This window comes from Streptomyces sp. NBC_00576, assembly GCF_036345175.1.
Taxonomy (GTDB): domain Bacteria; phylum Actinomycetota; class Actinomycetes; order Streptomycetales; family Streptomycetaceae; genus Streptomyces.
The window spans coordinates 3565525-3590618 of sequence record NZ_CP107780.1; the positions used below are offsets into that span (position 1 = coordinate 3565525).

Here is a 25094-nt window from a genome sequence, read left to right on the forward strand (position 1 = left end):
GCACCATGAGGGCGCTTCCGGTGAGATCGGATCGGCAGTCGCGACATCGGCCGGGGTCGGGCCCCGCTCTACTGCTGCGCAGCGCACTTCTGTGCGTTCAGGACTCGCACCCTGGGGAGGAGGCCTCGTCCCGGTAGCGCGGCAAACCGGACGTCGGGATCGTCCAGTCGGCGATGGTGACGTCCTCGCCGTAGACGAAGTCCTTGCGGGTCGCGTAGCGAGGGCCGCCGGGGGTGGGGTGGATGTCTGTGAGGACGGCGCCGGTTCCGGTGCGGGGGTCGAAGATCGCGTAGGTAGGGATGCCGATCAGGGGGTAGTCACGCATCTTGGTGACCCAGTCGTTCTCGGGGTTGGACTTGGAGACCACTTCGATGGCGGCGATGACCGTACGGGGATCGATGGAGCCCTCGACGTTCAGATCGGTCCACGCGATCACCATGACGTCGGGGTGACGCATGATGCCCTCTGGCTCGTCCTCCACGTCGGGCGTGCCGTTGTGGGCCAGCAGTTCGTCCGGCATGGACTTCTCCAGACGGCGGCTGACGTGCGCTGCCGTCACCTCGTGAGGCCCCCCCGGCGACATCATGTCGTGAACGATCCCTTCCTTGGTGATCTCGAATTTCCCGGGGAGGGCGTCGTCCGTCGACTGAACGAAGTCCCGCATGGTCCGGTACAGGCGAGAGGCGCCCTGTCGCGCATCGTCCGGGGCGATGGTCATGGCGCTCGCTCCTCGTCGTCTGTGCCCGGGGGCAAGGATCGTCACTTTCATGCTAGGCGGCCTCCAGGAGATCGGATCGGCAGTCGCGGCAGCGACCGGGCTCGGGCGCACGGAAGGCACGCTCACAGCCACCGCAGTTCTGGAGCGGGTGGCGGACGGCTGAGGGCGAGGCAGGGGCACGGAACGGCGGCAGGGGCGGCAACTGGGCGGTGAGGCGGTGGGCCAGAACGGCCGCCGGACGGCGCATCCCTTCGGGCGGCAGGTCACTGGTCAGCGCCTGTCGTACGGCGGTGGGACTGACGTCGCGCTCCAGCCAGGCGGCGACTCCGGGGGCGAGGTGGGCCGTGTCGCAGGCCGACAGGAGCAGGTCGGGGTCGAGGCGGCGAAGGCCGGCGAGGAGGTCGGTGGCGGCCTGGAGGAGGCCCGGTCCGGCGTACGCGGGCTGCGGTACGGCGGGGAGAGGCTTGCGCGGGGTGCGCTTCCTGGGCGGGACGGGGGCCTTCGGCTGCGCTAGACGGGTTGGTCCGGGGGCGGGGGCAGGCGCAGGCTCGTCGTGAGTGGGACGCCCCGGCTCGGGTTCGTCCTCCGTACGGCGATCGGTGTGGCCCTCAGCGTGACGTCCGGGCTGGTTGCAGGAGACCGTGCGGGTGACGATGTGGCCGCTGGGGGTGCGTTCGCGGGGGCGGCGCAGGTAGCCGTGGGCTTCGAGTTCGCGCAGGGCTGCGGCGATACGGTCCGGGCCCTCCGGGAACTTCCTGGCTAGGGTCTTGATATCGACGCGGGCACCCGTGGGCAGCGACTGGATGTGCACGGACAGCCCGATCGCGAGCAGCGACAACTCGGGGTGCTGGGCGAGGTGGTTGCCGATCACCGTGAAGCGGGTGGTGTGGCGGGCGTTGTCGTGGACGATGCCGGAGACGCCGGAACTGGGACGCTGGCGGGGGTGATTCTTGCCCGCGATACGGGCTTGGGCGTGCGAGGGCACGCTAAGGTTTTTCGTATCCATCAGGAAGTTGCCTCTTCCTCGGTGGTCAGGCCCTCGCCTTGGGATTGCCTTCCCGGCGAGGGCCGTCGCATGTCTACGGTTGTTTGTGGTGATGGTGCTGCGCTGAGCGTAGGGCAGGCAACCGGTCACAAATCCAGCCGAGTTGGCCAGGTTCACTCGCGCGGGTGAGTTTGCGCGTTGGCGGCGGCCTGGCCCTCGGTGGCCATCCCGGCGGGCGGGAGGGGTGGGGCTTGGTTGGGGTTCTTTCTCTTCAGATGTTCCTTTGGAAAGAGCGCCGGTCACGCCGGAACCCACGCGGCCAGGATCCGGAGCGGGAACACTCCGAGCGGCCTACTCCAGTACGGCGCGCACAGCTCCCGTGGAACATCGCGCGCCGTCACTGGGACCTCGGCATCACGTGCTCCCTCCCTGCCGTACGACGGTCACCTCGGCCCACACCGTCTTGTGCGGCCGCAGCCCCGGACCCCACCCCCACCGGTCGGCGAGCGCCTCCACCAGAGCCAGGCCCCGCCCGGACTCCGCGTCGTCTGACGGGTGTTGGGGGCGGGGTGGGAGATCCCCGCAGGTGTCGGTCACCTCGATGCACAGGGTGGTGCCGATGACGTACATGGTGAGCCGGAAGTCGCGGCCCGGGACGCGTCCGTGCGTGACGGCGTTGGCCGACAGTTCGGCCACGATCTGACGCGCCGGGTCCACCGGCAGTCCCCAGGAACAGAGTTGCTCGGCGACGAGCAGCCGGGCCAGACGGGCGCCACGGGGCGTGGGAGACAGACGCACGCTGAAGTTGCGGAAGGCGTGTCCGGGTTGGGCCTCGGGAGCGGCGGTTTCTTGATTCACGTCACTCAGAGTGGCCGCACCTGCTTACCGTGAGCAGTGACTCAGCCGATACGTACGATGACTGTCCGGAGCTTGTCCGGCCGTGTCCGGCCTGTCCGGACGGGGCGTACGGGTAGGGCGGGGGCAAAGTACAGCGCGGTACGACGGAGAGGTGCGGCATGAGCGCGGACGGCGACGCGGGGCAGCTCAAGGGCGAGGCGGACGAGCCGGGTTGGGAGGTGGACCCGGACGACGCGTGGGGTGTGGCCGTCGTGGAGACCGTCGGGCGGCAACTGAAGCTGCGGCGGGAGGCGGTGGGGATGAGCGCCGCCGACTTCGGCAAGGCGCTCGGGTACGGCGAGGACATGGTCTACAAGATCGAGGGCGGGAAGCGGATCGCTCGGCCCGAGTACTTGGTGAAGGCGGACGAAGCGTTGGGGGCGGACGGGCTGATCTCCGCCATGAACGAGGACTTGGAGAAGGTCCAGTACCCGAAGAAGGTTCGGGCCATCGCGAAGATGGAGGCGAAGGCGGTGGAGATCGGCGTGTACGTCGGACTCAGCCTCCACGGCCTGTTGCAGACGCCCGAGCATGCGCGTGCCCTGTTCGAGGCTCGTCAACCGCCGTACTCGGAGGGGGAAGTGGAGCGCCTGGTAGCCGCCCGCATGGCACGGAAAACGGTCTTCGACAAATCACCCGTGACTGCGCTGAGCTTCGTCCAGGAAGAGGCGGCACTGCGTCGTCGCATCGGCGGCACAATGGTGCGACGCCGACAGCTCGAACACTTGCTGGAAGTGGCGCGTCTGCGCAACGTAACGTTCCAGGTGATGCCAACGGAAAGCGGCGCGCATCCTGGGGTGGATGGCAAGATCGAGTTGCTGAAGTTCGCAGACGGTACGGCTGTGGGGCGCTCCGACGGGGCGTTCAGCGGCCGTCCGACAACAGAGCCGAAGGAACTGCGCATCCTGGAGTTGCGCTACAGCACCATCAGGGCCGAGGCCCTCACCTCCGGGGAGTCACTCGCCTTCATCGAGCAACTACTGGGAGAGACATGATCCGCAAGCACCTCGCCGGCGCCCCCTCCGAACTGGCTTGGTTCAAAAGCAGCTACAGCGACGGCACGGAGGGCGACTCCTGCGTCGAGATCGCCACCTCCCCCGGCACCATCCACGTGCGCGATTCCAAGAACATAGAGACAGGCCCCCGTCTTGCCTTCGCCCCCGCCACCTGGGCCGAGTTCGTGCCGTACTCGACCGAGCTGGGCGACACGATGGCCGAACCGTTGCACTGGGCGTGAATGATGGCTAGTGAGCCCAACAGAGAGTTCAGGGCTTGGGAGGGCTTCGCACTTGCCGGGATGGTGATCACCCTCGGTGGTTTGGTCGTCATGGCGCTCGGCTTGTGGAAGTGGTTCGCCCGGACGACAGCGCCAGTGGCGCTCAACTGGCCCGGTGGGTCATGGGCGTTCGGGGTTGCCGCCGGAGTGGTCGTGGCCCTCGGCTTTCTCGGCGCCTCGTGGCTCTCTGGACTGACCGTCAGGGGGTCGCGGCTGCGGCGGGTAGGTCATGGGGTCGGCACGGCGGCCTGCGGGGGAACGGCATTCGCCATACTGATGTACCTTCTCGCCTCTCTGCCCGGCAAGAACTGCCCGTCATACAGGGACGGTTGCCAGTACATCCCTGGAACGGGAAGTGCCCTCATCGCTTGCCTGGCCACCTCAGCACTTCTGGGATGGGGCTTTTACCGAATCCAGAACGCTCGGGCCGAGAAGCGCCAGACACGTGAGCGTGAGCGGATACGGAAGCTCCGCAAGAAGGGCAAAGGAAAGGCCCGCGCGGCCCGGTAGTTCGCGCCTTGTAGACCGGCTTGGCATGTGAACACGACGGCGCCACGGCAATTATGGCCGCGTTGAACGAGCGCTCCGTTCCTGGTCGTGTTCGCCCGAAGGTCGGACAAGCCGGGCCCCGGCCTCTCACCCTCCGGAGCCCACCAGCGTCCACCGGAACCCACCGGCAGCCCACCCACCGGCGCTGCCCAGCGGGCCCGGGATCAGAACTTGAGGTCGCCGATCATGCCCGCGATGCTTGTCGTCAGGTCGCTGATCGTCGGGGCGAAGGTCGATGAGGCCATGTAGAACCCCAGCAGCATGCAGACAACCGCATGCCCTCCCTTGAGTCCTGACTTCTTGATCAGCAAGAAGACGATGATCGCCAGCAGCACGACCGCCGAAATCGAGAGTGCCACGGCGGCTCACCTCCAAGGGGCCCAGGGACGCGGGGGGTCGGACTATGGGGGCAGTAGATCCATACAGTGGCCAGCAGGTTCATACCCACTCGCCGCCAGTGATCATAACTATTCGCCCGCGCGCATCGGTCGGCGCACTGCCGCACAAGGGGGCGCATGGCCAATATGGTCGGGGCATGACGACCGAGCCTGTCTCCTTCCCCCGCCGGCACGCCCGCACCCAGCGATTCACGCTCGGCGCGCCCCGCGCGTTCACCGTGGCGCCCGACGGTTCACGGGTCGCCTACCTGCGGTCCTCCTCCGGTACCGACCGGGCGAACAAGCTGTGGGTGCTCGACCTCCCGGACGGCGGCGAGCGCGTGGCCGCCGACCCGTTCACGCTCCTCGGCGGGGCCGACGAGAAGCTGTCCGCCGAGGAGCGGGCACGCCGGGAACGCAGCCGTGAAGGCAGCGCCGGGATCGTCGGCTACGCCACCGACTCGGCCGTCGAACTGGCCGCCTTCGCCTTGTCCGGGCGGCTCTTCGTGGCCGAACTGCAAGCCGGGACAGTGCGCGAGATCGCCACCCTGGGGCCCGTCATCGACCCTCACCCCTCCCCCGACGGACGGCTCGTTGCGTACGTCGCGGACGGCGCCCTGTGTCTCACCGACCTGGTCGGCGAGCAGGCCCTCGCGCTCGCGGAGCCCGAGTCGGAGACGGTGACGTACGGGCTGGCCGAGTTCATCGCGGCCGAGGAGATGGCCCGGTCGCGGGGCTTCTGGTGGTCCCCGGAGTCCGACCGGTTGCTGGTCGCGCGGGCCGACGACGCCCCCGTGGACCGCTGGTGGATCTCCGATCCGGCGCATCCGGAACGGGAGCCGCAGCGGGTCGCGTATCCGGCGGCGGGCACCCTGAACGCGGAGGTGCGGCTCTTCGTACTCACCCTTGAGGGGGTGCGGACGGAGGTTGTGTGGGACCGGGCGCGCTATCCGTATCTGGCGCGTGTGCACTGGTCAGGGGCAGGTGCGCCGCTGATTCTGGTGCAGTCGCGGGACCAGCGCGGGCAGCTTTTCCTGGCCGTGGACCCGGACACGGGGGCGACCCGGATGGTGCACGCGGAGGAAGATCCACATTGGCTTGATCTTTTCCCCGGGGTGCCGTGCTGGAGCCCCTCCGGACAGTTGGTGCGCATCGCCGACGAGGGCGGCGCACGAGTGCTGGCGGTGGGCGAACGCCCGCTCACCGGGCCGCAGTTGCACGTCCGGGCGGTGCTGGACGTATCGGCTGACGATGTGCTCGTGGCGGCGTCGGCAGGTGCGGAGGCGGTCGGCACCGAGATCGGCGAAGTGCACGTCTATCGAGTGAACGAGCTCGGGCTGGAGCGCGTCTCGCAAGAGCCCGGCGTGCACTCGGCGGTTCGCGCCGGGGGCGTGACCGTGCTCGTGTCGGCGGTGCCGGACCGGCCGGGGGCCCAGGTACAGGTGCTGCGTGAGGGGAAGCAGGCGGCGGCCGTCGTCTCGTACGCCGAAGACCCCGGTTTGTCCCCGCGCATGACCCTCACCCAGGGGGGCGCACGCAGAATTCCATGCGCCCTGCTTATGCCGACCGACTACGACGGCGTCACTCCCCTCCCCGTCCTCATGGACCCCTACGGTGGTCCGCACGGACCCCGTGTCGTCGCCGCGCACAACGCGCACCTGACCTCACAGTGGTTCGCCGACCAGGGTTTCGCGGTGGTCGTCGCGGACGGGCGCGGAACACCGGGACGCTCGCCGGCCTGGGAGAAGGCGGTCCACGGGGACTTCACGGTTTCGCTGGACGACCAGATCGACGCCTTGCGGGACCTCGCCGAGCGCTACCCGCTCGATCTCTCCCGGGTGGCGATCCGGGGCTGGTCGTACGGCGGCTGGCTCGCGGGGCTTGCGGTGCTGCGGCGCCCTGACGTCTTCCACGCGGGCATCGCGGGGGCCCCGGTGACGGACTGGCGGCTGTACGACACGCACTACACGGAGCGGTACCTGGGCGACCCGGCGACCTCACCGGAGGCGTACGCGAACAGCTCGCTGGTGACGGAGGCCGGGCTGTCGTCCCCCGCCGAGCCGCATCGGCCGCTGATGGTCGTGCACGGCACCGCCGACGACAATGTGGTCTTCGCGCACGCCCTGCGGCTGTCCTCGGCGCTGTTGGCCGCGGGCCGCCCGCACGAGGTGCTCCCACTGTCCGGCGTCACGCACATGACCCCACAGGAACAGGTCGCGGAGAACCTGCTGCTGCTTCAAGTGGATTTCCTGAAGCGGGCGTTGGGGCTGGCGTAGATCTCCTGCAGGCACGGCAACGGGCCGGGGCTACATGGCGAGCCCCGGCCCGTTTACGGCACCCGCACGGCCGTACGTTCCTCAGAGTGGCCCGTCCATATATCGAGATCGGGTCGGCCAAGTTGCCTCCGTGTTAACGCGGTTCGTGCGTGTTTATGCGGTTATTTCAACCCGTTGGCAAGATCGTCCCGGATTTCTGGGGCCACTCAAGCCCCTCGGGGCTTCCCTCCAGGCCTCCCTCCCGCTTTGGTCATGACCGTCCAAAGCTGAACCAAGTGGCGCGCCACCCTTGAGTCAAAGGGCAAAAGTCCAGATCAAAGGCGTCAACAAATCATTGACGGCGACTGAAGCGGCGCTGAAAAGTCCCCAATGTGACCTCGCCTACACCTTCCGCCACCGCACCCCAGGTGGCGGCCGAATCCGGTGCCGTACCACCGGCGCCCACCGCGCCGGCTCACGGCGGCACCGGCCGCTCGCCGGGGCGGATCGCCTGGCTGCGCTTCAGACGCGACCGGACCGGGGTCGTCTCGGCCGTCGTGGTCGTGGTGTTCTTCGTGGCGGGCATCGCCGCCCCCCTGATCGCCAAGCTCTACGGCAAGGACCCGTACACGACGTACGGCCAGAACGGCACCGGTCTGCTCAACGAATTCGGTTTCCCGATCCGGCCCAACGGCGGTATCAGCGGCGACTTCTGGTTCGGGGTCGAGCCGCAGCTCGGCCGGGACGTCTTCACCCTGCTGCTCTACGGCATCCGCAACTCGCTGCTCATCGCCACGGTGACGACCGTGCTGGTCACCCTGCTCGGCATCGTCGTCGGCCTCACCGCCGGCTATCTGGGCGGGCGGATCGACGGCTTCGTCGGCCGGGTCATCGACATCCTGCTGGCGTTCCCCTCCACCCTGTTCTTCATCGCCTTCTGGCCGGTGATGATCTCCGTCTTCGTGTCGCCGGAGGAGAACACCCCCACCTGGCTGACCGTCGTCAGCCTCATCTCCGTGATGACCGCGTTCGGCTGGGCGCCCATCGCCCGGCTGCTGCGCGGTGAGGTACTCGCCCTGCGCGAGCGGGAGTTCGTGGAGTCCGCCAAGGTCACCGGTGCCTCCCCGGCCCGGATCATCTTCAAGGAACTGCTGCCCAACCTGTGGACCCCGGTCCTCATCCAGGCCACCCTCGCGCTGCCCATGTACGTCACCACCGAGGCGGCGCTCGCCTTCCTCGGGGTGGGGCTCAGCGACCCCACGCCCGACTGGGGCGTGATGATCCAGCGCGGGGCGCAGGTCTACCAGAACGACATCACGTACATGCTCTTCCCCGGCCTGGCGATGGTCCTCTTCGTGATCGCCTTCAACCTCCTCGGCGACTCCGTGCGCGACGCACTGGACCCGAAGACCAGGCGCTGAACAGCGGCGCCGCGTCACCGCCCCACTCGGCCCCGCACCCGCGCCCCACCGGCCCCGCAGAAAATCCGGAACCACCGAAGCACCGAGATACACCGAGAAACACCCCTTCTCCCTGATTCAGGCAGGACACCCCATGTCTCTCTCCCGCAGAAACTTCGTCATAGCCACCTCGGTAGCCGCCGGCGGCTCCATGGTCCTGTCCGCGTGCAGCAGTGGTGGGGGAGGCGGTGGCGGTACGTCGGGGGGCGGCGCGGCCGGTACCGCCAAGTTCGCGGCGGTCAGCATCGGCACCAAGGAGGACTCCACGGGGCCCGCGCCGGAGATCCCGGGGGCGAAGAAGGGCGGCACGATCCGGCCGATCGGCCCGCAGGACTTCTCGCACCTCGACCCGCAGCGCATCTACTACTCGTGGAACTCCGAGGTCGGCAACCTCTACATCCGCTGCCTGACCGGCTACCGCGTCGACGGCGGCGCGATGAAGCTCGTCGGCGACCTCGCCACCGACACCGGCACCATGGCGGACGGCGGCAAGACCTGGACCTTCACCCTGAAGGACGGGCTGAAGTGGGAGGACGGCAGCGAGCTGACCGTCGAGGACGTACGGCACGGCATCGAGCGCGGCTTCGCGAGCTTCACCACCGAGGGCGCCACCTACCTCCAGGCCGCGCTGACCGGCAGCAACGACTTCCGCTCGGTCTACAAGGGCCCGTACGACGGCAAGCACCTCGACTCGGTCGTCACGGACACCGCGAAGAAGACGATCACCTTCCACCTCAAGACGGCCCGCCCGGACCTCAACTGGACGCTGGCGATGCAGTCCTACGGAGCGGTGTCCGCCAAGCACGACACCAAGGAGAAGTACGACAAGGACCCGTTCTCCTGCGGCCCGTACCGGCTCAAGGCGCACTCCGTCGACAAGTCCCTGACGATGGTCCGCAACACCCACTGGGACCCGGCGACCGACTCGATCCGCAACGCCTACCCGGACTCGTTCACCTTCGAGTTCGGCCCCGAGGCGCTCCAGACCACCGACCGGCTGATCGCGGACTCCGGGACCGACCAGTACGCGCTGATGGCGTACAGCGGGGTGCCGGCCGAGCGCATCCAGAAGGTGCTGACGACGCCCGCGCTGAAGAGCCGTACCGTCGACGGACTGCTGACAGGCCTGTACTACTACGCCATCAACTGCAGGCGTATCACCGACCTGAAGGTCCGTCAGGCACTCAACTACGCCTGGCCGTTGCAGCAGATCCGGACCATCTACGGCGGTCCGTCCGCCGGCGACTACGCGACCACGATCCTCGGCCCGGACATGGCGGGCCGGGTGAAGTTCGACATCTACGGCAAGCTGACGAAGCCGCAGGGCGACACCGCGAAGGCCAAGGCGCTGCTGAAGGAGGCCGGCAAGCTCGGCCAGAAGATCGTCTACACCTACCCGCAGGGCGGGAGCGACGCCTATGAGAAGACCAAGGTCGTCATCGCCAACGCCCTGAAGGAGGCGGGCTTCGACCCGGTGATCAAGCCGGTGGAGTCGACGAGCTACTACGACCAGGCCCAGCAGGTCGACAACTCCTTCGACGTGATGTGGTTCGGCTGGTCCCCGGACTGGCCCACCGGCTACACCATGCTCCAGCCCCTCTTCGACGGCCGGACGATCGCCAACGGCGCCAACAACGTCTCCCAGCTGAAGGTGAACTGGGTCGACGCGGCGATCGACAAGGCCGCGGCCATCACCGACCCGACGCAGGCCAACGCGGCGTGGGCGGCCCTGGACAAGGAGCTCATGGAGAAGGAGGCGCCGATCATCCCCGAGACGTATCAGCGCCGCTTCTACCTGTACGGCAGCAAGGTCGGCGGCGCCGAGTACGACCCGTTGTACTCGTCGTTCGTGCTTTACAAGTTGTACGCGAAGTAGAGCTGGAACTGCGGTTCTTCGGCTGCGGGCCCAGTGGGGGCTGGTCGCGCAGTTCCCCGCGCCCCTTAAGGGGCGCGTTACCGCACCGGAGTTCATCGATACCCCCACCCCCGCACAACCCGACCACTCCGGCGCCGGTCCCGACCACCAGGGACCGGTGTCGGGGGTTCCGCCAGGGAATCCGATCGCCATGTACCGCTTCATCCTCCGCCGGACGCTCAGCGCGCTGATGATCCTCCTCGTCATCAGCGCGATCACCTTCGTCCTCTTCTACGTCGCCCCGCGCGACCCGGCCCGCAGCGCCTGCGGCAAGCTCTGCACACCGGAGACGCTCGCGCTCGTCCGGCGCAACCTGGGCATCGACGACCCGTTGCCGCTGCAGTACTGGCACTGGCTGGCGGGCGTGTTCGTGGGCCGCGACTACACCGGCCTCGGCCACTGTTCTGCGCCCTGCCTCGGCTACTCGTTCACCAACCACGAACCGGTCCTCGGTCTGATCACCAACCGCTTCCCCACCACCCTGTCCCTCACGCTGGGCAGCACGGTGGTGTTCGTGGTCCTCGGCGTCGGTACGGGCATGCTGGCGGCGGTGAAGCAGGGCCGGGCCGTGGACAAGATCGCGTCGTCGATCTCGCTGGTCGGCTCGTCCCTGCAGATCTACATCGTCGGTGTCGTCGCCATGTACTACCTGTCCGACCAGTGGGGCATCCTCCCCCGCCCCCAGGACAGCGTCGGCTTCACCCAGGACCCGGTGGCCTGGTTCAAGGGCCTGCTGCTGCCCTGGTTCGTCCTCGCGATCATCTTCACCGCCAACTACACCCGGATGACCCGCTCCCAGCTCGTGGAGACCCTCGCCGAGGACTACGTCCGTACCGCCCGCGCCAAGGGCCTGTCCCGCCGCACGGTGTTCTTCCGGTTCGCCTGGCGGGGCGCGATGGGCCCGATCGTCACGATCCTGGGCCTCGACATCGGCTATCTGCTCGGCGGCGCGATCATCACCGAGGAGACCTTCGGCCTGCACGGCATCGGCGCCCTGTCCATCAAGGCGGTACGGGACAACGACCTGCCGCTGCTGCTGGGGGTGGTCCTGGTGGCCGCGGCTGCGATCGTCGTGGCGAACATCCTGGTGGACGCGGTGTACGCGCTGATCGACCCGCGGATCAGGCTGGCATAGGGGGCTTGGTGACCTTGGCCGAACCGGTGGCTGCCGCCCCCTTCCTCTCCGTACGGGACCTGAAGGTGCACTTCGCCACCGACGACGGTGTGGTGAGGGCGGTGGACGGCCTGTCCTTCGACGTGGGGCGCGGCCGGACCCTGGGCATCGTCGGCGAGTCCGGCTCGGGCAAGTCGGTGACGAACCTGGCGATCCTGGGCCTGCACGACCGTACGCGCACGACGCTGGCCGGGGAGATCGTCCTGGACGGCCAGGAGTTGCTGACGGCGCGGGAACGGGAGCTGGAGAAGCTGCGCGGCAACAAGATGGCGATGATCTTCCAGGACTCCCTGGCGTCCCTGTCGCCGTACCACACGGTGGGCCGGCAGATCGCGGAGACGTACGCCAAGCACACCGGTGCCTCGCGCAGGGAGTCCAGGGCCCGTGCGGTCGAGATGCTGAGGCGGGTCGGCATCCCGCAGCCGCAGCTCCGCGCCGACGACTACCCCCACCAGTTCTCCGGCGGTATGCGCCAACGGGTGATGATCGCCATGGCGTTGGTGTGCGACCCGGAGCTCCTGATCGCCGACGAACCGACGACAGCCCTGGACGTCACGGTCCAGGCCCAGATCATGGACCTGCTCAAAGACCTCCAGCAGGAGTTCGGCACGTCGATCGTCTTCATCACGCACGACCTCGGCGTCATCTCCCGTATGGCGGACGACATCCTGGTGATGTACGCGGGCCGGGCGGTGGAGCGCGGCACCCGTAGCGAGGTACTGCGGACGCCTGAACACCCGTACACCTGGGGTCTGTTGGGTTCGATGCCGACGCTGAAAGCCCCGGTGGACGTCCCGCTGTCCCCGATCCCGGGCACACCTCCGTCGCTCCTCGACCCGCTCCCGGGCTGTCGCTTCGAACCGCGCTGCGCGTTCACGGAACAGGTGCCGGCGGGCCGCTGTGCGAACCGGAGCCCCCTCCTGCCCGGCACCGCCGCCCACGGCGCCGCCTGCCATCTGACGCCGGCGCAGCGCACGGAGTACCACGCCGACTACGTCACCGCGCAGGTCTGCTGATCAGCCCAGCTCCCCGCGTTCCACACAGAATTCGTTGCCCTCGGGGTCGGCCATGAGGACCCATCCGCCGCCGTCGGCCCGGCGGTGGTCCGCGACGACCCGGGCGCCGAGGGAGACCACGCGCTCGACCTCCTCGTCCCGGGTGCGGCCGTGCGGCTGCAGGTCGAGGTGCACGCGGTTCTTGACCGTCTTGCCCTCCGGGACCCGGATGAACAGCAGCCTCGGCCCGCCGTCCGGGTCGGCGATCAACGCCTCCGGGTCACCGGGCTTGTCGTCGTCGGCGAGCGGCCGGCCGAACAACTCGCTCCAGAACAGGCCGAGATCGTAGGGGTCACCGGTGCAGTCGAAGGTGATGCTGTGGATCGTGGGGAAAGACAACGAGGCCTCCAGGCCATGTGAGGAACACCGCCTCGCAGCGTCCCGGACCCCGCCCGGAATGTCGAACGATTAAGACGGTGACGAGGCAGGCGCATCCGAGTGCGCATCGCCCCAGGTCTGATCGCAGAGGCACTGGACACAGGCGTCGTCCACGAAGATCCATACAGCCTTGCGGTCGTCCGTCGTCCGTCGTCCGCCGGACGACCGCGAGACGGCTGAGCGAGAGACCGGTCACCGGCCGGCACACCACGTCCTCCCGCTGGAAGATGTCCGCGTTTCCCGCCGAGACGAGTACCGCCTGCCACGGTGAACCGGAGCCCGCCCCGCGGCCGTCGGCGTCGCCCTCAGCCGGCCGCGGACGGGCCGACCGCGGCCGAGGTCACGGACGCCGAGTGGGCCACCGCCCGTCGGCCCTCCGCCACGAGTTCCACCTCGAACCCGTCCACGTTCTCCAGGTATGCCGCGTAGTGCCCCGCCCCGCCCGCATACGGATGCCGGTCGGGGAAGAGCAGGGTCCAGCCGTGGGCCGGGGCCTCCATCACCAGGGCGTCCAGGGCCGGACGTGAAGGGACGCGGAAAGCAAGGTGGTTGAGGCCTGGACACAGGCGGTCGTGGCGGTCTCCGCGCAGGGCCGGCGAGTGCTCGACCACCACGTAGGTGTCCCCGTGCCGCCAGCTCCTGCCCTCCGGCCAGCTCTGGTACGGGACGCACCCCAGGCGCTCCAGGAGCCAGCCCCAGGAGGTGACCGCACGGTTCAGGTCCGGCACCCACAGCTCGACGTGGTGGAACACCGCGCTCCCGAGTCCCTTCAACGACGAGGGGCGGGGGTCCGTGACCCCCGCCCCCACTCCGAGTTCGCCACCGCCGCACGACGCGCGGAACTCCGGGTCAGCCCTCCGTGGCGTCCGCCTCCAGCGCCTTGAGCGCCGGGTCCAGGATGACGTCCTCGTCGCGGGGTTCCGTCGTCGGGTCCTCCGGGAAGTGGCAGGCCGTCAGGTGGCCCTCACGGTTGCCCGAGATCTGGAGCAGCGGGGGCTCCTCGCTCGCGCACTTGTCCTGGGCCTTCCAGCAGCGCGTACGGAAACGGCAGCCCGACGGCGGGTGTATCGGCGAGGGGACGTCACCGGCGAGGCGGATGCGCTCGCGGCCCGCCCTGTCCCCGTCGATGTCGACCTCCGGCACCGCGGAGAGCAGGGCGTGGGTGTAGGGGTGCCGGGGGGCGTTGTAGATGGCCTCCCGGTCGCCGACCTCCACCACCTTGCCGAGGTACATGACCGCGACGCGCTGCGAGAAGTGCCGGACGATGGCCAGGTCATGGGCGATGAACAGGAACGCGATGCCCAGCTCGTCCTGGACCTTCTTGAGCAGGTTCACCACCTGCGCCTGGATCGACACGTCGAGCGCGGAGACCGGTTCGTCCGCCACGATCAGCTTCGGCTGGAGGGCGAGCGCGCGGGCCACCCCGATGCGCTGGCGCTGACCGCCGGAGAACTCGTGCGGGAAGCGGTTGTAGTGCTCGGGGTTGAGGCCGACGAGCTCCAGCAGTTCCCGGACCCTCGCCTCCCGACCACCCGTCGGCTCGATCCCGTTGACCTCCATCGGCGACTTGATGATCGTGCCGACGGTTTGCCGCGGGTTCAGCGAGGAGTACGGGTCCTGGAAGATCATCTGGATCTCGGAGCGGACCGGCGCCAGCTGCCTGCGCGAGGCGTGCGTGATGTCCTGGCCCGCGTACGTGATCTTGCCGGCAGTGGGTTCGAGGAGCCGCGTGATCAGCCGGCCGGTCGTCGACTTGCCGCAGCCGGACTCGCCGACCAGGCCGACGCTCTCGCCGACGCCGACCGTCAGGTCGACCCCGTCGACGGCCTGGACGGCGCCGACCTTCCGTTTGATCGGAAAGCCGCCGTAGATCGGGAAGTGCTTGGTCAGGCCCTCGATCTTGAGCAGTTCCTCGGTCGACGTACCGGTGGAACCCTGCTGTGTGGGGAGGGTGAGGTTGTCGCTCATGTCTCGGTGCTCCCTAGCGCAGCCGGGGCTGGATCTTGTCGATGAAGATGGTCTGCTTCTGCTCGGCCGTCAGGTGGCACGCGGAGGCGCGCCCCTCGCCCAGCGACGGACGGGCATCGGTGCACAGTGTGCCCGACACCTCGTCCTTGAAGGCGCACCGCGGGTGGAACGGGCAGCCGGAGGGCGGGTTGAGCAGCGACGGCGGCGAGCCGGGGATCGGCTCCAGCGCCTCGTTGATGTCGCCGTCCAGGCGCGGCATGGAGCTCAGGAGGCCCCATGTGTAGGGGTGCTTGGGCGCACCCAGGACCTCGCGGACGGAGCCGCGCTCCACGGCCCGCCCCGCGTACATCACCAGCAGGTCGTCGGCCATGTTCGAGATGACGCCGAGGTCGTGCGTGATGAAGATGATCGCGGAGCCGAACTCCTGCTGGAGGTCCTTGAGCAGGTCCAGGATCTGGGCCTGCACCGTCACATCCAGCGCGGTGGTGGGCTCGTCGGCGATCAGCAGGTCGGGGTCGCACATCAGCGCCATGGCGATCATCGCGCGCTGGCGCATACCGCCGGAGAACTGGTGCGGGTAGTCGTCGTAGCGCATCCTCGGCTGCGGGATGCCGACCTTCTCCAGCATCTCGACGGCGCGGTCCTTGGCCTCCTTCTTGGAGGCGCCCCGGTGCTTCATGAACGGCTCGGCCAGCTGCCGGCCCACCGTGTAGAAGGGCGAGAGGGCGGTCAGCGGGTCCTGGAAGATCATCGCCATCTTGTTGCCGCGGAGCTGCTCCAGCTCCCGCTCCGTGGCGGTGACGAGTTCCTTGCCGTCGAGCACGATCTCGCCGTCGACAGTGGTGGAGCGCGCGTTGTGCAGGCCCAGGATCGTCAGGTTGGTGACGGACTTTCCGGAGCCGGACTCGCCGACGATGCCCAGGGTCTTGCCGCGCTCGACGTCGAAGGAGAGGCCGTCGACCGCCTTGACGATGCCGTCCTCGGTGGAGAACTGCACCTTCAGATCACGCACCGAGAGGAAGCTCTCCGGACCGGTCGGGGCCGGGGCGTCCTCGGTCTTGGTCAGTGTGGTCACGGTGGTTCGTTCTTCCTAGGAGAGCCGGACGCGCGGGTCGATGTAGGCGTACGCGATGTCGGTGAGGATGTTGACGATCAGGATGAAGAAGGCACCGAACATCATGACGCCCATGGTGAGCGGCAGGTCCTTGGTCCGCGCGCCCTCCACGGCGAGACGGCCGATCCCCTGGAGCGAGAAGGTCAGCTCGGTGACCACGGCGCCGCCGAGCATGCCGCTGATGTCGATGCCGAGGACGGTGACGATCGGGATCATCGAGCCGCGCCAGGCGTACCGGAAGAACACGTACTTCTGGGACATCCCCTTGGCGCGGGCAGTGCGGACGTGCTCCTCCGCGAGCTGCTCGATCATCGAGGAGCGTGCCATACGCGTGTACTGCGCGGTGAAGATGGTGGCCATCACCAGCACCGGCAGCAGCATGCCGGTGAACCAGGTCCAGGGGTTCTCGGTGACCGGGTGGTATTGAGGGTTGTCCATCCAGCCCGTGCTGTAGACGAAGATCAGCAGAACGATCGGGCCGAGCACGTAGATCTGGAACGAACTGAGCACCATGGACACGCCGGTGGCGATCTTGTCGACCATCGATCCGCTTCGGTACGCGGCGATCATACCCGCGCCGACACCGACGATGACGAAGACGATCGCACCGCCCGCGGTGAGCGTGAGGGTCGTCGGGAAGCGGTCCATGATGGTCGGCCAGACCATGTCGCCCGAGTAGAACGACTGTCCCAGGCAGGGTGCGCTGCAGTGCCCGGTCGGGAAGTCACGGCCCATCACGATGCCGGACATGAAGTCCCAGAACTGTTGCGCGATGGGCAGGTTGAGCCCGAGCGCCGTACGGATGTCTTCGAGTCTCGCGGGCGAGCAGTCCTTGCCACAGGCCAGTGAGGCGTAGTCGGAGGGCGCGGCGACGAACAGGAAGAAGGTGGCCGCACCGATCAGGAACAGGGTGACGACGGCACCGACCGTGCGCCGGAGGATGAACTGAAACATGGCGGGAGGGCTGCTCTCTGCGGAGACGGTGGAGACGATGTGGGGAAGGGTTCACGGAACCGCGGGGATGCGCTCCGCCTGGTGCGCACCCCCGCGATCAGCCGTAGAGAGTTACGACTTCACGTACAGGCGCGTGATGTCGATGAGGCTCGACACCGAGCCGTAGCGGGCGCCGCCGATGTTCGAACCGGAGAGCTGGAACTGCTTCGTGTACCACAGCGGAGCGGCCGGGATGACCTTCTCCAGCAGGTAGTGCTGGGCTTCCTTCCACGTCTTGGCGGCCGCGACCGGGTCCTCGGAGAGGGCCTTCTTGATCAGCGCGTCGACCTTGGGGTCCTTGACGTGGGAGTAGTTCGGGGAACCGTCGGCGACCTGGGTGCCGTCGTAGACGGGCGTGATGACCGTGCCCGGCGACGGCCAGTCCTGGCCCCAGCCCGAGATGTAGATGTCGTACGGGTTGTCGAGCTTGCCGATCTGCTCGTAGTAGCTCGCGGAGTCGACTTCCTTGGCCACGACGTCGAAGCCGACCTTGGTCAGGGCGTCCTCGATGGCGACCTTGCGCTTCTGGCCGGCCTCGGTGCTGGAGTAGGCGAAGACGACCTTCTTCTCGGCCGCCGGGACGTCCTTGAGGATCTCCTTGGCCTTCGCGATGTTGCCCTGCGGAGCCTTCAGACGGTCGTACGGGTCGTACGAGGCCTCGTAGCCCGGCAGGGTCGGGGCGAAGTAGTTCGGGGCCACGTCGCCGCCGTAGGCGCCGCCCTCACCGGCGATGAGCGACTTGGAGTTGACCGCGTAGGTGATGGCCTGACGGACCTTGATGTCCTTGACCCGGTCGAGGTTGAACGTCAGCTGCATGACGTAGGGCTGGTAGCCCTTGACCGCCCGCTTGTTGACGGACGCGTTGCCGATGACGTCCTGGATCTGCGTGGCCTCGACGCTGCCGGTGAGCTGTATGGCGTTCTTGTCCTCGCCCTGGTCGGCGATCAGGCGCTTGGTCTGGGTCGCCTCGGTGACACCGAACTGGAAGTCGAAACCGTCGGCGTACTGGTGGCGCACGGAGTCGGAATTGGCGTCCCAGTTCGTGTTCTTCACGAGCACGAGTTCCTTGCCGACCTTGTACGAGGCGATCTTGTACGGGCCGGTGGCGACCGGGGCCTTGTCGTACTTCTCCTTCGTGTCCGTCTTCTCCGGGACGACGGCGTAGCCGGCCATGGCCAGCGTCTGCGGCAGGTCCGGGCGCGCCTGGTCGAAGTGGAAGACGACGGTCTTGGCGTCCGGGGTGTCCAGGACCGAGGCCGGCAGGTGCTTGCCGTCGAAGCCGCCGCCCGGCAGGAGCTTGCGGTAGTCGGACGCGTACTTCTCGCCGGCGAGCCAGGTCTGGAGGTAGGGCGGGCCGTCGAAGATGAACTTCGCGAACTGCCGCTCGACGGTGTGACGGACGTCGGCGGAGGTGATGGCCTTGCCGTTCTGGTCCTTGACGCCGTCCTTCAGCGTGAAGGTCCAGGTCTTGCCGCCGTCCGAGGACTTGCCCGAGTCGCTGGCGAGGTCACCCACGACCGTGACGTTGCCCTTGGCGTCTTCCTTGAACTGCGTCAGGCGACGGAAGAGCAGGTTCGCGACCTGACCGGCGTCGGAGACGTAGATCTGGCTCGGGTCCAGGTGGGAGAGGCCCGCCTCCTGGTACACGTTGATCGTGCCACCGGTCTTGGCGCCCGCGACCACCTCGGCAGGACCGGTCGAGCCCGCGGCGTCCGCGTAGACGACCGGCTTCGACTGCACCGACGCTTCCTGCTGGTCCTTCTTCGAGTCGGTATCGGAGCTGCCGCCCTCGTTCTTGGAGCAGGCCGTGAGAGCGAGGGAACCGGCTGCGAGGGCGACGATTGCGGCGCGCGCTCTGCGCGAACTGTTGGACTTCATGTGGCGAATACCTACCTGTCGTTTGTTATCCATGAGTACTGCCTGACGCGGCTGGTAGGCCGACGCGGGGGCGGCAGTCACCCCCCACCAATGGACGGTCTAGCGCCCGGACTTGGGGTCGAAAGCGTCCCGGACCGAGTCTCCGAGGAGGTTGAAGGCCAGGACGAAGATCACCAGCGCCAGTCCGGGGAAGAAGAGGAACGCCGCGTCCTGCTCGGTGTAGTTGGCAGCTGCGGCGAACAGTCGTCCCCAGTCCGGGGTCGGCTCGACGAAGCCGACACCGGCGAAGGAGAGGAAGGCGATGGTGAGGATGGTGCTGGGCAGCTGGAACGTGAACTGCACCAGGATCGGCGTCACCACGTTCGGCAGGATCTCCTTGCGGACGATCCGCCACGGCGAGGCGCCGGACACCTTGGCCGCCTCGACGAACTCCCGCTCCCGCAGGGACAGCACCGTCGAGCGGACCAGTCGGGCCATGCTCATCCAGCCCAGCAGCCACAGGACGATCAACATCGCCAACGCGCGGAAGTACGTGGGGGTCTCCTCCCGCGGGTCCACGAAGAACGCGGTCACCACAGGCATGAAGGCGATGAAGAACAGCTGCTGGGGGAAGGACAGGAAGAAGTCGGTGACCCGGCCGATCCAGTAGTCGGTACGGCCACCGAAGTAGCCGCCGATCAGACCGATGATCACGCCCGTGACCATCAGCAGCACGGTCACGCCCACCGCCATGTACAGCGAGGTGCGCATGCCGTACACCAGCATGGCGAACAGGTCACGTCCGTACTGCGGCTCCACACCGAACCAGTGGTCCCCCGAGACCCCGCCGAAGTAGCCGAGCGGCAGCCCGAACTGGTCCAGGATGGGCTTGTCCGCATAGGTCGGGTCCTGCCCGTACAGCGTGTACGGGTTGGTCCCGCTCAGCTTGACCAGCAGCGGCGCGAGCAGTGAGACCACGAAGTACAAAATCACTACCACGGCGCAGATCACACCGGTACGGTCACGCTTGAAGCGCTGCCACATCAGCTGCCCGGGGGAACGGCCCTCAAGGTTCTTCACGTCCTTGGACGGCCCGGGGATCGTATCGAGCTCGGGGTCCAAGGCGATCGAGGGCCCGGAGCCTTCAGCCTTGGCTGGACTGGTCATGTGTGTTCTTCCCCCGGGGGGTTGGAGAGTTGAGCGCAGCACAGATACCGGCGGGTTCTGTGGTTTGGGGGAACTTTCGCCAAGTAAGTCAACGCGCGTCAAGGCCGGAAGGCATAGGGATCTCCCTACCGTCGATATTTTGAGCAAAAATTGCAAAGATTGACACCTACGCGCGCTTGACACGTCGAACAGTAAATCCACCAAACGGACATAAAGGGATCGTTTTCTGTTTACATGTCCGAAACTTGATCGTTGGTTCACCGGTATCCGAACAGCCTCGCACAGCGCGCGGACAGAGATGCTGTCAGGGCGGGAGAACCTGCTTCCGGCGTGTCATCGCGGACACGCCGAAGGCCCGGCGCCCCACTGGGGGGCCGGGTCCTCGTGACGTCAGATCAACGTCGTTTCAGCACCTGATCAGTACCTGGTCAGCCGTGCTTGGCGCGGCTCGCGGAGCGGGCGCGCTCGCGGGCGTCCAGCCTCACCTTGCGGATGCGAACCGCCTCCGGGGTGACCTCGACACACTCGTCGTCGCGGCAGAACTCCAGGGACTGCTCCAGGGAGAGCTTGCGCGGCGGGACGATCGCCTCGAACGTGTCGGCCGAGGCCGACCGCATGTTGGTGAGCTTCTTCTCCTTGGTGATGTTCACGTCCATGTCGTCGGAGCGCGAGTTCTCGCCGACGATCATGCCCTCGTACACCTCGGTGCCGGGGTCGGTGAACAGCACACCGCGCTCCTGGAGGTTCGTCATCGCGAACGCGGTGACGGCACCCGCGCGGTCGGCGACCAGCGAGCCGTTGTTACGGGTCGTCAGCACACCGAACCAGGGTTCGTGGCCCTCGTGGATGGAGTGCGCGATGCCCGTGCCACGGGTACCGGTCAGGAACTCCGTACGGAAGCCGATGAGGCCGCGCGACGGTACGACGAACTCCAGACGCACCCATCCCGAACCGTGGTTGGACATGTTGTCCATCCGGCCCTTGCGGACGCCCATGAGCTGTGTGACCGCGCCCATGTGCTCCTCGGGCACGTCGATCGTCATGCGCTCGACGGGCTCGTGGACCTTGCCGTCGATCTCCTGGACGACCACCTGGGGCTTGCCGATGGTCAGCTCGAAGCCCTCGCGGCGCATCTGCTCGACCAGGATGGCGAGCGCCAGCTCACCACGGCCCTGGACCTCCCAGGCGTCGGGACGCTCGGTGTCGAGGACGCGGAGGCTGACGTTACCGATCAGCTCGCGGTCGAGACGGTCCTTGACCTGACGGGCGGTGACCTTGCGGTCCTTGACCACGGCCTTGTTCTCGGCACCCTTGCCGGTGCCACCGCGGCCGACCATCGGCGAGGTGTTCGTACCGATGGTCATGGAGATCGCCGGCTCGTCGACCGTGATGAGCGGCAGCGCGATCGGGTTCTCGGGGTCGGCGAGGGTCTCGCCGATCATGATGTCCGGGATACCGGCGACGGCACAGATGTCACCCGGGCCGGCCATCTCGGCGGGCCTGCGGGTGAGCGCCTCGGTCATCATCAGCTCGGTGATGCGGACGTTGGACATCGTGCCGTCACGCTTGATCCACGTGACGGTCTGGCCCTTGCGCAGCTCGCCCTGCTCGACGCGGAGCAGCGCGATACGGCCGAGGAAGTTGTCGGCGTCCAGGTTGGTGACGTGCGCCTGGAGCGGGGCCTCCTCGTCGTACGACGGGGCCGGGACGTGCGACAGGATCGTGGAGAAGAACGGCTCCAGGCTGTTGCTGTCGGCCGGGACGGTGCCGTCCTCCGGCTTGGTCAGCGAGGCGACACCGTCACGCGCACACGCGTAGACGATGGGGAACTCGATCTGCTCCTCGTCCGCGTCCAGGTCCAGGAAGAGGTCGTACGTCTCGTTGACGACCTCGTCGATCCGGGAGTCCGGGCGGTCGGTCTTGTTGATACAGAGGATGACCGGCAGACGCTGCTGGAGCGCCTTGCGCAGCACGAACCGGGTCTGCGGCAACGGCCCCTCGGAGGCGTCGACCAGCAGGACCACGGCGTCCACCATCGACAGACCGCGCTCGACCTCGCCGCCGAAGTCGGCGTGGCCCGGGGTGTCGATGATGTTGATGGTGATGACGTCCCCCCCGTCCTTCGGGTGGTACTTCACCGCCGTGTTCTTGGCGAGGATCGTGATGCCCTTCTCACGTTCCAGGTCGTTCGAGTCCATCATGCGGTCGTCGAGCGACTCGGCGGCGTGCGCGGCGAAGGCACCGGCCTGCTTCAGCATGGCGTCGACCAGTGTCGTCTTCCCGTGGTCGACGTGGGCGACGATGGCGACGTTGCGGATGTCGTGGCGCGTGGCCATAGTGCGGCGTACTCCCGGAGTGGTGAGGACGGCCTGCGTATGCGTCTGCGTCACGCGGGCCCTGCCGGGCTGAACATGCCACGGCCTTACCCCATCGTACGGGCCCGGCGCGGTAGGGGCTCGCCGGGCCGTACGGGTGAGGCGACCGTCACGGTCGGGGCGAGGGCCTGCTGCCCGGTGTCGCGCCCTTCTTCAGGAACCCCATGTCCTCGTAGTGGGGGGTCTGGAATCCGAAGGCGCCCACGTTGGCGACGTTCTTCTTCACGGCCGTGAGCTGGGGCCGCTGGAAGAGGGGAATGGACCCGCCGGCCGCCCAGATCCGGGCGTCGGCCTTGCGCACCAGCGAGGCCGACCTGCCCTCGTCGAGAGTGGCGATGGCCTGGTCGAAGAGCTGGTCCACCTGGTCGGTGCCGACGCGGGTGTAGTTCTGCTCGACGTTGAGCGACCCGTCGGCGGCGGGCACCGGCTTGGCGTAGATGGGCCGGGCGTCGGTGGCGGGAAAGGCGGACGCGGGCCACGAGTACAGGGCCAGGTCGTACTGTCCGCTGGCGATGTGATCCTTGAAATAACTGGCGTCGGACACCTTCGTGATGGTGGTACGGATACCGACCCGGTCCAGCATCCGCGCGATCCGCCCGCCCACGGCTCGCAGCGTGGCCGAGCCCGGCCCCGATGGGAGCACGAACCGCAAGGTCAGCGGCTTGCCGTCCTTGGCGAGCGCCCCGGCGGCGGCCCCGGCGGGAACAGGGGTGCCCTTGGGCGCGTAGGCACCGGGCGCACTGCCCTGGTCCGGATGCTCGCGGACGGACTGCGTGCCGTCATGGGCGAGATTCTTCTCCCCATGACTGCCCTGACCGCCCTGACCGCCCTGAAGATCCCGGGGGTCCTGGTGATCCTCACGGACGGGCTCGCCGTACGGCTTGTCGTCGTCGCCGACGACGTAGGTCCCGTCGTCGGCGCCACTCGCCTGGCTGGCCTTACTGGGCTTACTGGCCTTCGGGGAGGCCTTGGGCGTGGCGGGCTTGGCGCTGGCTTTCTTCCCCTCTCCCCCGGCGACCTTCTCGCCGTCCTTCTGCTTGGGCTTCCTGAGCGGGCCGCCGCGCACCCATCCCGCGTCGGCGAGCAGCTCCTCGGCCTCGTCGGTGTCCTGACCGCCGAGCGCACCGCTGTTGTCGGCGTAGGCGGCCTGTCCGGAGAGCGCGAGATGACTGCCGACGGGTACGGCGGGCAGCCCCAGCGGCTTGAGTACGAGACCGGCGATCTCCTTGCGGTCCAGCGCACGGGCGACGGCCCGGCGGACGCGCTCGTCGGCGAGGGGGCCGTCGGCGCCGTTGAGGGCGAGCTGGGTGTAGGCCGGTTCGAGGGACTTGCGCACCTCGAACGCGCTGAGCGACTGCTGCTGCCCGGCGTACTCGGCGACCGCGGCGCGCTGCTTTCGCTGGGCGCCGATCTCCTCCTTGGCGGCGGCTTTGTCGGAACCGTGGGCGCGGGCCCAGGAACGCAGGGCACGGGCCGGGGTGAGGGCGGCGGCGGGGCCCTGCTGCGGGGTGGACTTGCCGCGCGCGGCAAGAACGATGCGCGCGGCCTCGTCGGGGTCGACCTCGGCGACGTCCACCTTGCCGGCGGCGAGCGCCTCGGTGCGCTGGTCGCGCGGTACGGCGCGCAGCACGATCTTGTCGAGGCGGGGGGCACGTCCCCACCAGCGCGGGTTGCGTACCAGGACGACGTCGCCGTCCGCCTTGGCGACCTTCTTGAAGTTGAACGCCCCCGCGGTGACCTTGAGCTTGCGCCGCGCCCCGTCGTTGAAGGAGTCCGGGGTGCCCATGACCTCCTTGGGGTACAAGGGCGAGAACAGCGACTTCCAGTCGGCGTAGGGCCGGCTGAAGGTGACCTTGACCTCAAGGTCGTTCGCGCCGCGCTGCACCTTCTCGATCCGGTCGTACCCGGCGTTGCGGGCGGTCCAGTACGCGGAGTCCTTGCCGGACAGGGCACGCCACTGGGCGGCGAAGTCGGCGGCGCCGATCTCCCGGCCGTCGCTCCAGACGGCCTGCTGGTGCAGCTTGTAGAGGACGACCTGCTTGGGCTCGGTGTCGACGACCTTGGCGGACTCCAGGAAGTCCTCGTTGCGCTTGGCCCGCCCGTTCGCGTCGAGCCGGTACATCGACGGCAGCACGGCCTGCGCGACGCGGGTGGTCGTCGCGTCGGCGTCCGCCTGGAAGGTGTTGAGCGTCTCCGGCACGGAGTCCACGGCCCAGCGCAGAGTGCCGCCGTCGGCTAGCAGGGCGCGGTCGGCGGGGGCGATGTCCTGCCCGGCGAGCGGCTTGCTCTCTTCGTCCTCGTCACCGCCGCACGCGGTGAGCAGGGGCACGGCGAGTACGCCGGCGGTGAGGAAGACGACCGAGCGCGTTACCGCGCGCAGTCCGACGCCATGGTGGGACATCTCTGCTTACCTCCGGGAGCCGCGGGCGTTATGATCACTTTTGGCGGTATATGGAGCTGATCACATGGATGCCGCCACTGAAGAGGAAAGGGTTCGGCAACCGACGGCGACACGGCGGCGACAGCCGGGAAGCCCACCCGTGCGGCGCAGTGCACCCCTCGGGATGCACCGATGCGCCTC

At 68.1% G+C, this 25094-nt stretch carries 20 protein-coding genes; 7 read left to right on the forward strand and 13 right to left on the reverse strand.

The features are described from left to right. Positions 1–97: 97 nt before the first annotated feature. From OG734_RS14900 to OG734_RS14910, 3 genes are all read right to left on the reverse strand, one after another. Positions 98–718, reverse strand: a complete 621-nt coding sequence (locus OG734_RS14900; protein WP_330287976.1) for a Uma2 family endonuclease — start codon at positions 716–718, stop codon at positions 98–100. A 52-nt stretch (positions 719–770) separates the two neighbouring features. After that, complete coding sequence (locus tag OG734_RS14905; RefSeq protein ID WP_330287977.1) at positions 771–1724, reverse strand: helix-turn-helix domain-containing protein; 954 nt, start codon at positions 1722–1724, stop codon at positions 771–773. Positions 1725–2117: 393 nt separating this feature from the next. After that, entirely contained in the window at positions 2118–2561 is a 444-nt protein-coding gene (locus tag OG734_RS14910; RefSeq protein WP_330287978.1) for an ATP-binding protein, read from the reverse strand. Positions 2562–2719: 158 nt separating this feature from the next. Here OG734_RS14910 and OG734_RS14915 point away from each other — a divergent pair, with 158 nt between their 5' ends. Both OG734_RS14915 and OG734_RS14920 read left to right on the forward strand, forming a co-directional pair. Further along, a complete protein-coding gene (locus OG734_RS14915) occupies positions 2720–3595 on the forward strand; it encodes a helix-turn-helix domain-containing protein (RefSeq protein WP_330287979.1) in 876 nt (291 codons plus the stop codon). Next, positions 3592–3837 carry a DUF397 domain-containing protein gene (locus OG734_RS14920; protein WP_330287980.1) on the forward strand — a complete coding sequence of 82 codons (246 nt, stop codon included), beginning with the start codon at positions 3592–3594 and terminating at the stop codon, positions 3835–3837. Before OG734_RS14915 ends, OG734_RS14920 begins: the two co-directional genes overlap by 4 nt. A 752-nt stretch (positions 3838–4589) precedes the next feature. Here OG734_RS14920 and OG734_RS14925 read toward each other — a convergent pair. Next, positions 4590–4784 (reverse strand): hypothetical protein, encoded by a 195-nt coding sequence (locus OG734_RS14925; protein WP_006375723.1) that lies wholly within the window; start codon positions 4782–4784, stop codon positions 4590–4592. A 176-nt stretch (positions 4785–4960) separates the two neighbouring features. On the opposite strand from OG734_RS14925, the gene OG734_RS14930 reads away from it, so the two are divergent. The 5 genes from OG734_RS14930 (at position 4961) to OG734_RS14950 (ending at position 12622) form a co-directional block, all read left to right on the forward strand. Then, the gene (locus tag OG734_RS14930; protein WP_330287981.1) at positions 4961–7078 is read left to right on the forward strand and encodes a S9 family peptidase; all 2118 of its coding nucleotides are present in this window, start codon (positions 4961–4963) and stop codon (positions 7076–7078) included. A gap of 371 nt (positions 7079–7449) precedes the next feature. Beyond that, positions 7450–8478: an ABC transporter permease gene (locus tag OG734_RS14935; RefSeq protein ID WP_330287982.1), complete on the forward strand. Its 1029-nt coding sequence runs from the start codon at positions 7450–7452 to the stop codon at positions 8476–8478. 133 nt (positions 8479–8611) lie between these two features. Next, positions 8612–10393 carry an ABC transporter substrate-binding protein gene (locus OG734_RS14940; protein WP_330287983.1) on the forward strand — a complete coding sequence of 594 codons (1782 nt, stop codon included), beginning with the start codon at positions 8612–8614 and terminating at the stop codon, positions 10391–10393. Positions 10394–10583: 190 nt separating this feature from the next. Further along, complete coding sequence (locus OG734_RS14945) at positions 10584–11567, forward strand: ABC transporter permease (RefSeq protein ID WP_330287984.1); 984 nt, start codon at positions 10584–10586, stop codon at positions 11565–11567. 8 nt (positions 11568–11575) lie between these two features. Beyond that, positions 11576–12622, forward strand: coding sequence for an ABC transporter ATP-binding protein (locus OG734_RS14950; RefSeq protein ID WP_443064860.1), 1047 nt, complete (start codon positions 11576–11578; stop codon positions 12620–12622). Here the strand turns inward: OG734_RS14950 and OG734_RS14955 are convergent, their stop codons facing one another. From OG734_RS14955 to OG734_RS14995, 9 genes are all read right to left on the reverse strand, one after another. Next, the gene (locus OG734_RS14955; RefSeq protein WP_330287985.1) at positions 12623–13000 is read right to left on the reverse strand and encodes a VOC family protein; all 378 of its coding nucleotides are present in this window, start codon (positions 12998–13000) and stop codon (positions 12623–12625) included. It lies immediately after the preceding gene. Positions 13001–13344: 344 nt separating this feature from the next. After that, the gene (locus OG734_RS14960; RefSeq protein ID WP_330287986.1) at positions 13345–13791 is read right to left on the reverse strand and encodes a VOC family protein; all 447 of its coding nucleotides are present in this window, start codon (positions 13789–13791) and stop codon (positions 13345–13347) included. Between the two features lie 97 nt (positions 13792–13888). Next, positions 13889–15007, reverse strand: coding sequence for an ABC transporter ATP-binding protein (locus tag OG734_RS14965; protein WP_330287987.1), 1119 nt, complete (start codon positions 15005–15007; stop codon positions 13889–13891). Between the two features lie 13 nt (positions 15008–15020). Then, positions 15021–16082 (reverse strand): ABC transporter ATP-binding protein, encoded by a 1062-nt coding sequence (locus tag OG734_RS14970; RefSeq protein ID WP_330287988.1) that lies wholly within the window; start codon positions 16080–16082, stop codon positions 15021–15023. Positions 16083–16097: 15 nt separating this feature from the next. Further along, positions 16098–17075, reverse strand: a complete 978-nt coding sequence (locus tag OG734_RS14975) for an ABC transporter permease (RefSeq protein ID WP_330287989.1) — start codon at positions 17073–17075, stop codon at positions 16098–16100. A gap of 111 nt (positions 17076–17186) precedes the next feature. After that, a complete protein-coding gene (locus OG734_RS14980) occupies positions 17187–18992 on the reverse strand; it encodes an ABC transporter substrate-binding protein (protein ID WP_330287990.1) in 1806 nt (601 codons plus the stop codon). 99 nt (positions 18993–19091) lie between these two features. After that, entirely contained in the window at positions 19092–20138 is a 1047-nt protein-coding gene (locus tag OG734_RS14985; protein WP_330287991.1) for an ABC transporter permease, read from the reverse strand. Positions 20139–20566: 428 nt separating this feature from the next. Then, entirely contained in the window at positions 20567–22474 is a 1908-nt protein-coding gene (gene typA / locus OG734_RS14990; RefSeq protein ID WP_330287992.1) for a translational GTPase TypA, read from the reverse strand. A 148-nt stretch (positions 22475–22622) separates the two neighbouring features. Beyond that, complete coding sequence (locus OG734_RS14995) at positions 22623–24914, reverse strand: ABC transporter family substrate-binding protein (RefSeq protein ID WP_330287993.1); 2292 nt, start codon at positions 24912–24914, stop codon at positions 22623–22625. Positions 24915–25094: the final 180 nt, after the last annotated feature.